This window comes from Microbacterium pygmaeum (assembly GCF_900100885.1).
Lineage (GTDB): Bacteria > Actinomycetota > Actinomycetes > Actinomycetales > Microbacteriaceae > Microbacterium > Microbacterium pygmaeum.
The window spans coordinates 3,658,146-3,668,570 of sequence record NZ_LT629692.1; the positions used below are offsets into that span (position 1 = coordinate 3,658,146).

The window sequence follows — 10,425 nt, forward strand, 5'->3', positions numbered from 1 at the left end:
TCTGCTTCTCTGCGCGCTTCTCCGCTCCTCTTCGCATTCTCAGCAAACCTGAATGCTGTTTGGTTTGCGCCCGCCGGGGGCGTCCCGTTAGCGTGAGATCAGCCCGTGTCGCGCTCGCCCCTCGCCAGCGCGAAATTGCCGCCGAACAGCCCCGAACTGTGAGGCACGGGCGAGGTCTCCTCGGCAGCCCTGTCCCCGCATCGTTGCCGAGGAGACCCACCTTCCGCGCTGCGCGGGCTGTGCCGGCCGCGGCGGGGTGCGCCTGCCGCGGCGCGCGGCGCAGCCGTGCCGCTGCGCGACGTTCGGCCCGGTCGTGCCGCGACGTTCGGGCCGGCCGTGCCGCGACGTTCGGGCCGGTCGTGCCGCGACGTTCGGGCCGGTCGTGCCGCGACGTTTGGGGCGGTCGTGCCGCGACGTTGGGCTGCGGTGCGACGTTCCAGTACGTCCCAGTTCCGCGTCTGCCGTGCCCACCGCACTTCCGCCATCCCCGTCTCCGCGGCACCTCCGCCATCCCCCGTTTCCGCGGCACCGAAATGCGGTGATGCGCGAAATTGAGGAGCATCCAGGCTGTATCACTCCTCATTTCCGGCCCCGCCCTCATTTCTGGGCGCGGATGAGCTCACGGCCCCGTGTTGGGGAGCACCGAAACCGCCTCCCGCCCTCATTTCGAAGCGCACCAGGCGCATCCCGTCCTCACTGAGCGGTGCGCCGAGGCGCACCTCGTCCTCACTTCGGGGTGCGCCGAGGCGCACCCCGTCCTCACTGAGCGGTGCGCCGAGGCGCACCTCGTCCTCACTGAGCAGTGCGCCGAGGCGCACCCCGTCCGCATCTCCGGGCACGCCGAGGCGCGTCCCGCCCTCATCTCGGAGCCGACGCCCCGCGCGGGCGCGCGTCGGGGTCAGCCCCAGTGAATCGCAGGCCCGTCGAGGTCGATCGGCCTCGCCGTCTGCCCCCGGTCATCGGTGACCGTAGAACCGCAGGAACGGCAGGCATAGCCGTCTGCGGTGTCGTGCATCACGGTGCCGCATGTCGGGCAGGCCGGCTGCTCGACGGCGTCGAGGTCGTCGGGCATGCTGCGGTGCGGTGGCGCAGGGAACGCAGCAGCATCGCCGTCATCGGGTGTCACGGCCATGATCTCAGGGTACGCGGGGCATCCCGCACAAGGGCCGCCGGGTTCGGCGCGCCGTCAGCCGGTCTTACGGGAGAGTGCTTCCCAGTTGGCGTCGATGCGGTCGGGCTTGGACTTCGCGATGCGAGCGGGCAGCCGCTGACCGACCTTCGGCCACCACTTGCGCAGCGTGACGACCTCGGTGCTCACGAGTGTGGGCGGGATGCCGTCGGCCTCGGTCATCACGTCCAGCTCGCACGACAGGTAGCCGAAGCGACCCTTCGGCTCGCTGACCGAGACCACCCGGACGAATCCCTGCACGGAATCGGCGATCGGGTCGCCCATCGCCCTCTCGAGCTGATTGGCCATGCGATCGATCTCGTCCATGGGGCGAGCCTACGCGGCGGGTGTTTCCGACGCGGGTCGCTGTGCGCCCAGGCTTCCGATTGCCTCCTGCTTGCTCCGCCGCATCTCGTTCACTTGCCTCAGAACGTCGCCCCGCCGCACCCCGAACCACACCCCGAGGCAAACGAACCCGCCAGCCGCACAGCGCGTCCACCTCACTTGCCTCAGAACGTCGCCCCACCGCACCCCGAACCACACCCCGAGGCAAACAAACCCGCCAGCCGCACAGCGCGCCCACCTCACTTGCCTCAGAACGTCGCCCCACCGCACCCCGAACCACACCCCGAGGCAACCGGACCCGCCAGCCGCACAGCGCGCCCACCTCACTTGCCTCAGAACGTCGCCCCACCGCACCCCGAACCACACCCCGAGGCAAACGAAACCCACACACCGCAGCCGCCGGCGCACGGGCTTCGCCCGTGGCGGGTCGCCGTTTGACACTGCACGCGGCCCGCGGATAGCGTCCCTGAGATGGCGCGCCCCGTGGAGTCTTCGACCTCGCTCCAGCGCACCTACCGCTACCTGCGCATCAGCATCGCCGCCACGGTGGTCGCCATCTTCGTCTCGGTCGCCGTGGCCGCGGCATCCGTCGGCTGGCTCACCTCCGTGAGCGACTACTTCTACACGCCCGCGCGCAACGTCTTCGTCGGGTCGCTCATCGCCGTCTCGCTCGCACTGTTCGCCCTCTCCGGCCGCGGCCTGGAGCGTGCGCTGCTCGATGCGGCCGCCCTGTTCGCCCCGCTCATCGCCGTTGTGCCGACCACACTCGCGCCCGGCACGATCCCCGGCGTGGGTCTGCCGTGCCAATACCGCTGCTTCCCTCCGGAATTCGAACCGGATGCCGAGAACGGCGTGATCACCTATGTCATCGTCGGCGGTGTCGCGGTCCTGGTCGCGCTCGCGCTCGTGGCCCTGCAGCAGTCCTCGTTCCGCTCGGTGGCGTTCTCGCTCGGCCTGGCGGTCGCCGTACTCGCCGCGGTCGGGCTCACCTGGCTGTTCGCTCGCGACGCCTTCCTCCAGCAGGGTCACTTCGTCGCCACGGTCGCCTTCTTCGCCCTGTTCGCGGCGGTCGCCGTGCTCAATGCCTTTCCTCGGGGCGATGCGGCGCCGCCCCCGCAGGCGATCCGCGCCTGGTACATCGCCATCGCGGCCCTGCTGGCGCTCGTGCTGGTCGTCTACGTGGCGCTCGGGGTCCTGGGCATCGTCACGCGGTCGGGCGTTCCGGTCGTGCTCCTGGTCGAAGCCGCCGCGCTGTGCCTGTTCTGCGCCTTCTGGGTCGTGCAGTGCATCGAGAAGTGGAACGAGGGCGATCCCGGCATCCGGTGATCGACCCGGACGCACTCCCCGACGAACCCCTCCCGCGAAGCTCAGGTTTGCCTTGGGATTGTGTGAAGTGCTCGATTCCGTCGCATGGAGTTCGCTAGCGTGAGGACGTCGACGACGCGTGGGGCGCCGTCGGCGCAAGTCGCGGTCCGCACCCGAATCGGAACGCGCATGGCGTCGTCGTGGGGCCTTTCGAGGCCCCACGACGCGCACCGCCCCGGTACGTTAGGGCAGTGAGCTCAGTGGTCGCCCCGACGCCCAAGCCGACCCGACAGCAGTGGTGGCGACGGGTGATCGGCAATCCCTGGTTCCACCTCATTGCGGCGTTCGTCGTGGCGGGCCTCGTCCTCTCGTTCGTGGCCAAGCCCTACTGGGTGCCCTCCGGGTCGATGGAGAACACCCTCCAGCCGGGCGACCGCATCCTGGTGAACCGCCTCGCCTTCGTCGGCTCCTCGCCCGCGACCGGTGACGTCATCGTGTTCGACGCCGATGCCAAGTGGGACGCGACCCCGCCGCCGGAGACCGACCTGTTCGGCTCGGTCGTCGGCTGGATCGGTCAGCTCACCGGCTTCGGGCCCTCCGGCCCGCACACCCTCATCAAGCGGGTGATCGGCGGGCCGGGTCAGCGCGTCGAGTGCTGCACCGACACCGGGGCGGTCACCGTCGACGGCACGCCGCTGACCGAGCCGTACGTGTGGAACGACTTCGAGTTCACGCCAGACATCCTGGACTGCGATTCGGCGATCCGCTCACCGCGCTGCTTCGACGAGGTCACGGTGCCTGCCGATTCCTACCTGATGCTCGGCGACAACCGGGCGAATTCGGCCGACTCCGCCGTGCGCTGCCGGACGGATGACGCCGCGGAGGACTGCTGGCGGTGGGCGACCGGCGAGGGAGTCGTCGGCAAGGCCGTCGTCATCCTCTGGCCGATCGGGCGGTGGAGCGGGCTCTGACCTGCGGCTACGCGGCCGGGGCGATCGCGATCGGCACCGTCTGGTAGACGGTCTGCTGCGTGAACGCACCGCCGGCGGCAGCACCCTCGACGGTGACGGTCATCGCGAACTGCAGCGTCAAGCCGTATGTGTCGGCCGGCAGTTGCGCGATCGTCGTCGACGGCACGAGCAGGCCGCCCTGGTAGCTGTTCAGGAGCAGGCCCTGATCGGAGCGCAGCGTGTCGGTCGGCACCAGCGTCCGCGGGTCCGCGGTGAACTGGAACGGCTGCGAGACCTGCCCAGAGGTCTGCGAGGTCTGCGACGTGATCGAGATCGCCGAGATGTACACGCGCCGCTTCTGCTCGAGGACGGCCTTCTCGTCCACCCGGTGGTCGTACACGTTGACGGCGAACCCGAAGCTCTTCGGGTTGTCGGGCGTCCACTCCAGGGTCCGCTTGGGCTCGTCCGCCCAGAGCTCGAGGCGCACCTCGAGCTGGTCGGCGACCTCGGAGGTCAGCGTCTGCGAGCCGTCGTAGGTGAAGACCGAATCGAAGGCGATCGACGCCGTCGGAGTCGGCGTCGGGGTCGGCGTCGCCGCGCCTGCCGCGGGCGAAGATGCGCAGCCCGCGAGGAGGGAGCCGGCGAGCGCGACAGCGGCGAGGGTGGCGGTGGCGCGGCGGACGGAGGGCCGGCGCAGCGGCAGGGACAGGTGTGAGCGGGTCATGAGATCGTTCCGGTCGGCGGTGGACGAGGGCGGGCAGCGCGAAATCGGATGCTGCGGTGCCAGCGTGTCCCACCGACCGCAACGAACCCCCGCACCGAACCGCAAGAGCACCGCAAGGTCTGCACACGAGATGCCCGTGGACGTCGGTAAGATTCGTGTCATGTCGGTGGCGTCCCGAACGACGGCACTCGTGCCGCTGAACGGCGTCGCCGCAACGCCGCGACGCCCCCTCAGCACGCGTACGCGATCGATCTGGCTGCGTCAGCTGACCCTCGCCGCCGTCGTCGTGGTGATCGCCGTCGTGATCGCCGTCATCAGCCCGGTCGCTTTTGCCGAGCCGCTGATGCTGGTCGGCATCGGCACGCTCATGGCGGTCACCGCCGCCACCCTGTTCATCCCCTGGGGCAGCGCCTCGCCGACGCTCATCGCTGCGGTGCCGTTCGCCGATGTCATCGGCATCGGCATCATGGCCTTCGGCGGCGACCTGCGGATGAGCTACCTCTGGGTGTTCCCGATCGCCTGGATCGCCGCCCACTACACGCTCGTCTGGATGATCTCGGCGCTCGGACTGATCGCTGCGATCATGGTCGTGGACGGCATCGTGCACTTCGGCAACAGCGCCAGCGTCGCCCGCTTCGTCATCGTGCTGCTGTGCCTCACGTTCATCGGGATCACGATCTTCAGCACCGCTCGCCAGACCGGGGCGTTCAAGCGACTGCTGCGTCGCCAGGCCCGGCGGCTGCAGTACACGCTCGATCGCGTGTCTGCGCAGGAGCGCCGCGTCACGCAGACCCTCAACGGTCTCGACCTGGCGGTTGCCCGTGTGAACGCCGATGGCGAGCTGCTCTCGGCCAACGACGCCTTCCTGGCGCTGTACGCCAGGGACCGCGAGGATCCGAACGACCCTGGCCTCGCCGTCGAATACGCCGGCTTCCGTGGCGAGGCCCTCCGTGATGCGCAGCGTACGATCACCCGCGCCGCACGCGGCGACGTCCTCGACGACGAGCGCGTGTGGCTGTACGACCCGAACGGGCAATGGCACACCCTCGACATCACCACCCGGCCGCTCACCGCCGCCGACGGCGAAGAGCAGAGCACACTGATCGTCGCGCAGGATGTCACCGAGCTCATGCGCGCGCAGCGCCGCCGCGACGACCTGGCGGCCGTGATCTCGCACGAGCTGCGCAACCCGCTGACCGCCATCCTCGGACACGTCGACCTGATTCTCGACGACAACGAGCTCACGCCTCGAGACCAGGAGCGACTCGAGGTCGTCGAGCGCGCGAGCGAGCGAATGAACCAGATGATCTCGTCGATCCTGACCTCGCCCCCCGAGCGTGAAGAAGACCCCGAGCCGCCGCGCGAAGTGGTCGACGTGCGACCGCTGCTGGAGGCATCCGTCGAATCCTTTCTTCCCGCCGCAGCGGCACGCGGGGTGCGTCTGGACATCGACGCCCCGTCGCCGGTCGTCTTCGAAGCGGACGCGTTCCGCCTGCGTCAGGTGCTGGACAACCTGGTCAGCAACGCGATCAAGTACACGCCCCGTGAGGGAAGCGTCGTCGTCGGCGGTCGCATGGTCGGGGAGTTCGCCGAGCTCACCATCGTCGACACCGGCATGGGGATGTCCGAGGACGACCTCGACCACGTCTTCGACGACTACTTCCGCGCCGAGTCGGCTCGCGAGAGCGGCATCCCGGGCACCGGCCTCGGCATGGGGATCGTGCGCGATATCGTCGAGTCGCACTGCGGGACGATCGATCTGACCAGCACGCTGGGCGAGGGGACGACGGTGACCGCGAGGATCCCCCTCGACCGCGCCGAGGCAGAGCGGGTCGGAGCTGGGGAGCGAGCATGAACGGGGGGCGATCGTGCAACAGGTCGAATTGAACTTGCAGACCGCGGTGCTGGCGACACTGGCGACGGTGATGATGATCGGGCTGGGATTCCTGCGTCATCCTTCGCGTGCGACGCGCCTGTGGGCCCTGGCGTTCCTTCTCGCGATGCTCGCGACGTTCGGTCAGATCGCCGCCACCGTCTCGGAGATGGAGCTGGTCCGCGTGGCCTGCGTGGGGGTCATCCTCGCCGGGCCGCCGCTGATCTGGTCGGGCGTCCGGGCCGCGTTCGGCAAGTCCTCCATGGCCTGGATCGGGCTCGTGCTGGGGGCTTCCTCCGCGGTGCTGCTCGTGGCACTGGCCGGCAGCGACGGTTACATCCTCGGCTTCCGGCTCGCCTTCGCCGCCTCCGCAGTCTTCGCCGCGCTCACGGCGGCCGAACTGATCGGCTCTCCCCAGCGCGGGCTCGGCATGCTGTTGCCGCTGACGATCATCTCGGTGATCTTCCCGATGCTGGCACTTGCGAACATCGTGATCGCCCTCCGGGCCGTCGTCGAGGGCGCTGACGACCTCACAGCGACGCAGACGGTGAACGTGCTGGGGATGCCCGTCTACCTGGTGTGCGCGATCGTCTCGCTGCTCTACCTCGCCTCGGCTGCCGAGTCCGACGACGGGAAGCGGGGCGCACGCCGCCTCCCCCGGCTCACCCTCGCCGACCGCCTGACGCGCGCCCAGGCGCGCAACGAGGCGACCTGGTCGCTCCTGTACATCAACCTCGACGACGTCGTCGACATCCGTCTCGCCGTCGGCGACGCCGCGTTCGAGCAGGTGATCCAGCGATTCACCTCTGATGTGCGCTCGGCGTTCCCGACGGAGGCGGACATCGAGTTCCGTTCGGACACGACCGCACTCGTCCTGCTGACCCGGCCGGAAGCCACGATCCGGGCGAACGTCCGGTCGATGCTGAACGCCATCTCGTCGATGGACGCGGAGCAGCCGCTCAGCGTGCAGTTGGCCGCCAGCGTCGGGTGGGTCACGACGGCGACATCCGGCTACGACCTGGACGAGCTCGTCCGGGTGGCATCCGCCGCCGCGGTGGATGCGCGCCTCGCCGGTGGCGACCGTTGGGTGCGCGTCGGGGATGCGACTCGCGCCGTCCGCTGAGCGGCACAGGAGCGTGCCGCGATGACGCTCAGGCCGCGCCGACCGCCTGGGATGAGGCATCCGCCTCGGAAGACTGCATCTTGGACACCGGCGGGTCGGCCAGGCGCGTCGTCACGAGGATGGGCAGATGATCGCTGCGCCCCTGCGGGAGCGTGCGGACGCGGTCGATCGTGAACCCCACGGACGTCGCGAAGTCGTAGTGACCGCGGAAGAAGCGGTACCGCGTGTACGTACGCGCGTCGCTGAGGTTCAGCTCGTACCCGTGCTCACGGATCTGCTGACCCAGGTTCTCCTTGAAGACCGGATAGTTGTAGTCGCCGACCATCAGGAGCGGGAGTCCCTCACCGAGCTGCTGCAGCTCGGTCAGTGCGGTGCGGATCTGATGCCGCCGGAGCGAGTTGAGCGCCGTCAGGGGCGCGGCGTGGAACGAGGCGACGATGACGTCGCGGTTCTCATCGATGTCATGCAGGCGGACGCCCAGCATCCGCTCCTCCGCGGGCTTGAGCACACGATCGTGCAGCGACTTCTTCAGTGCCATCGAGCGGACCTCGACGGCGGTGTACGTGTTCGCCGGTAGTAGACGGCCAGCCCCAGGCGATTGCGCGAGGTCGCGTCGGCCAGACGCAGACCGCCGATCTCCTCAGGGATGTCGGTGGTGTCGCATTCCTGCAGACACAGCACGTCTGCCGCGTGACGCTCGACGAGGCCGCGCAGCTCGCCGACGGCGCGGTGCTTGCGGAGGTTGTACGAGATGACCTTCATAGCCGCTCCAGCCTAGGCCTGCCCGGTTGCGCAGTGGTGGCGCCTTGACAATCGCTGGAGAACCTTTCAGGAACGGGATGCCGCGTCCCGGCCGCCCCGATCAGTCCAGCGTGCGCCGGCCGCGCGTCTGTTCGGCGCGGGTCGCCAGCAGCTCGTCGGCGGGGTAGCCGACCTGGGTCAGCGTCAGACCGCGCGCGGCCAAGACGGTGAACTCGCTGGTGCGCAGGCCTCCGTCGCGGATCGTCGCGAGGTCGGCGATATCGAGCCTCCCCTGGCCCACCGCGACGCAGGCGCCCACGAGCGCGCGCACCATGCTGTGGCAGAACGCATCGGCCTTGACGTTGGCGATGAGGACGCCGTCGGAGTCGCGCCGCCAGTCGTACTCCAGCAGCGTGCGGATCGTCGTACCCTCCTCGCGCGGCTTGCAGTATGCGGCGAAGTCGTGCAACCCGATGAGCGACCGGGCCGCGGCATCCATCGCCTCGGTGTTCAGCGGACCGCGCACGGTCGTCGTCCGGTGCCGTTCCATCGGGTCGTACGCACCGTCGGCGATCCGGTACTCGTAGCGTCGCCACACCGCGGCGAAGCGTGCATCGAATCCCTCGGGAGCGATCGCTGCACGGGTCACGTCGACGTCGGCGTAGGCGCCGACCACGCCACGGATGCGGGCGGCGAGCGCCGCGACCGGATCATCCTGCCGCCTGCGCTGCCCGCTCAGGCGCTTCTGCTGCTCCTCGTCGAGATCGACGTGGGCGACTTGCCCGCTCGCGTGCACGCCGGAGTCGGTTCGGCCGGCCACCACGAGGCGGGGATCCCCGCCCAGGACGCGGGCGATCGCACCCTCCAGCGTGCCCTGAACGGTGCGCAGCCCCGGCTGCTTGGCCCAGCCCCGAAGTGCGTGCCGTCGTAGGCGATATCGAGCCGGATGCGCACGCGCTCAGCCTACCCAGCGCGACGGTTCCGACCCGTACCACCCGCGCTTGCGCCCTGCGCGCCACGCAGCACGCACATCGCGCGTCTGATGTGCCGCGACACGAAGTGGAAACCCGCCTCTGCCAGGATGCGCAAAGGAGCGCCCGCGTCGTCCATCATCGCTCCGAGCTGTCACCCGTCCAGCCCGTCTCGAAAGGCACGCCATCTCTCTCTCCGGCATCCGTGGAAAATTCTTCGACTTCACCGACGACCCGTGGAAGCACGTCGGCAACGAGCAGGAGGCCGCGCGCTTCCTCCCCGATGGGCTTCTCGTCATCGAGGACGGGATCATCGTCGCGTTCGGCCCGTTCGCCGACATCGCAGGCGATCATCCCGACCTCGAGATCACGGTCATCGACGACCGGATCATCACGCCCGGTTTCATCGACGGTCACGTGCATGTCCCGCAGACGCGCGTCCTCGGTGCCTTCGGGCAGCAGCTGCTGCCATGGCTGAACGACACCGTATTCCCGGAGGAGGCGCGCTACAGCGATCACGCGTACGCGCGCGAGGGCTCGGAGCGCTTCTTCGAGAATGTGCTCGCCGGCGGAACGACGACGGTGCAGGCGTTCACGACGACCTCGCCCGTTGCCACCGAGGAGTTCTTCGAAGCCGCATCGCGCCGCAACATGCTGGTCATCGGCGGCGTGACCGGCATCGACCAGTTCGCGCCGGAGACCTCGACCAGCTCCCCTGAGCAGTTCTACGCGGACAGCAAGGCCATGATCGAGAAGTACCACGGCAAGGGGCGCAACCGGTATGCGATCACTCCCCGGTTCGCCCTGGGCGCCACTCCCGAGCTGCTGCTCGCGTGCCAGCGCCTCAAGCAGGAGCATCCGGACGCGTGGGTCAACACACACATCTCGGAGAATCCGCTCGAGATCACCAAACGTGCTCCGCGCGCACCCGGACTGCACCGACTACCTCGGCGTCTACGAGAAGTACGGCCTCGTCGGACCCAAGTTCTCGGCGGTCACGCGATCTGGCTCTCGGACAACGAGTTCGGCCGGATGTCCGACAGCGGCGCCGCGGTCGTCTTCTGCCCCTGCTCGAACCTGTTCCTGGGCAGCGGGATCTTCCGGCTCGGCAAGGCGACCGACCCGGACCGTCGCGTCAAGATGTCGTTCGGCACCGACATGGGCGGCGGTAACCGCTTCAGCATGATCAATGTGCTCGACGAGGCATACAAGGTCGGGATGCTGG

Annotated in this window: 8 protein-coding genes and 2 pseudogenes; 5 read left to right on the plus strand and 5 right to left on the minus strand. The window is 69.1% G+C overall.

Annotated elements, in window-relative coordinates; all coding sequences use genetic code 11:
* Positions 1-898: 898 nt before the first annotated feature.
* Together BLT19_RS17415 and BLT19_RS17420 are read right to left on the minus strand one after the other, a co-directional pair.
* Complete coding sequence (locus BLT19_RS17415; protein ID WP_091484739.1) at positions 899-1,132, minus strand: hypothetical protein; 234 nt, start codon at positions 1,130-1,132, stop codon at positions 899-901.
* A gap of 54 nt (positions 1,133-1,186) precedes the next feature.
* Positions 1,187-1,495 carry a hypothetical protein gene (locus BLT19_RS17420; protein ID WP_091484741.1) on the minus strand — a complete coding sequence of 103 codons (309 nt, stop codon included), beginning with the start codon at positions 1,493-1,495 and terminating at the stop codon, positions 1,187-1,189.
* A 489-nt stretch (positions 1,496-1,984) separates the two neighbouring features.
* Here BLT19_RS17420 and BLT19_RS17425 point away from each other — a divergent pair, with 489 nt between their 5' ends.
* Together BLT19_RS17425 and lepB are read left to right on the plus strand one after the other, a co-directional pair.
* Positions 1,985-2,839 carry a hypothetical protein gene (locus BLT19_RS17425; protein ID WP_091484743.1) on the plus strand — a complete coding sequence of 285 codons (855 nt, stop codon included), beginning with the start codon at positions 1,985-1,987 and terminating at the stop codon, positions 2,837-2,839.
* Positions 2,840-3,069: 230 nt separating this feature from the next.
* Positions 3,070-3,789: a signal peptidase I gene (gene lepB, locus BLT19_RS17430; protein WP_157681715.1), complete on the plus strand. Its 720-nt coding sequence runs from the start codon at positions 3,070-3,072 to the stop codon at positions 3,787-3,789.
* A 7-nt stretch (positions 3,790-3,796) separates the two neighbouring features.
* Here the strand turns inward: lepB and BLT19_RS17435 are convergent, their stop codons facing one another.
* Positions 3,797-4,492, minus strand: coding sequence for a fructose 1,6-bisphosphatase (locus BLT19_RS17435; protein ID WP_231917713.1), 696 nt, complete (start codon positions 4,490-4,492; stop codon positions 3,797-3,799).
* A gap of 160 nt (positions 4,493-4,652) precedes the next feature.
* On the opposite strand from BLT19_RS17435, the gene BLT19_RS17440 reads away from it, so the two are divergent.
* Both BLT19_RS17440 and BLT19_RS17445 read left to right on the plus strand, forming a co-directional pair.
* Entirely contained in the window at positions 4,653-6,347 is a 1,695-nt protein-coding gene (locus BLT19_RS17440; protein WP_172825562.1) for a sensor histidine kinase, read from the plus strand.
* Positions 6,348-6,375: 28 nt separating this feature from the next.
* Positions 6,376-7,488 carry a diguanylate cyclase domain-containing protein gene (locus BLT19_RS17445; RefSeq protein ID WP_157681716.1) on the plus strand — a complete coding sequence of 371 codons (1,113 nt, stop codon included), beginning with the start codon at positions 6,376-6,378 and terminating at the stop codon, positions 7,486-7,488.
* A gap of 28 nt (positions 7,489-7,516) precedes the next feature.
* Here BLT19_RS17445 and BLT19_RS17450 read toward each other — a convergent pair.
* Both BLT19_RS17450 and truA read right to left on the minus strand, forming a co-directional pair.
* Positions 7,517-8,250: pseudogene (locus BLT19_RS17450) on the minus strand (endonuclease/exonuclease/phosphatase family protein).
* Positions 8,251-8,350: 100 nt separating this feature from the next.
* Positions 8,351-9,183, minus strand: a pseudogene (truA, locus tag BLT19_RS17455) (tRNA pseudouridine(38-40) synthase TruA).
* Positions 9,184-9,401: 218 nt separating this feature from the next.
* On the opposite strand from truA, the gene BLT19_RS17465 reads away from it, so the two are divergent.
* A partial coding sequence (locus BLT19_RS17465; RefSeq protein ID WP_231917904.1) for a guanine deaminase occupies positions 9,402-10,425 on the plus strand: 1,024 nt, incomplete at its 3' end.

What these genes read in the sequence shown, in the direction of transcription:
- BLT19_RS17415 (WP_091484739.1), bottom strand. Translation starts at nt 1,132, where the DNA reads ATGGCCGTGACACCCGATGACGGCGATGCTGCTGCGTTCCCTGCGCCA.
- BLT19_RS17420 (WP_091484741.1), bottom strand. Translation starts at nt 1,495, where the DNA reads ATGGACGAGATCGATCGCATGGCCAATCAGCTCGAGAGGGCGATGGGC.
- BLT19_RS17425 (WP_091484743.1), top strand. Translation starts at nt 1,985, where the DNA reads ATGGCGCGCCCCGTGGAGTCTTCGACCTCGCTCCAGCGCACCTACCGC.
- BLT19_RS17435 (WP_231917713.1), bottom strand. Translation starts at nt 4,492, where the DNA reads ATGACCCGCTCACACCTGTCCCTGCCGCTGCGCCGGCCCTCCGTCCGC.
- BLT19_RS17440 (WP_172825562.1), top strand. Translation starts at nt 4,653, where the DNA reads ATGTCGGTGGCGTCCCGAACGACGGCACTCGTGCCGCTGAACGGCGTC.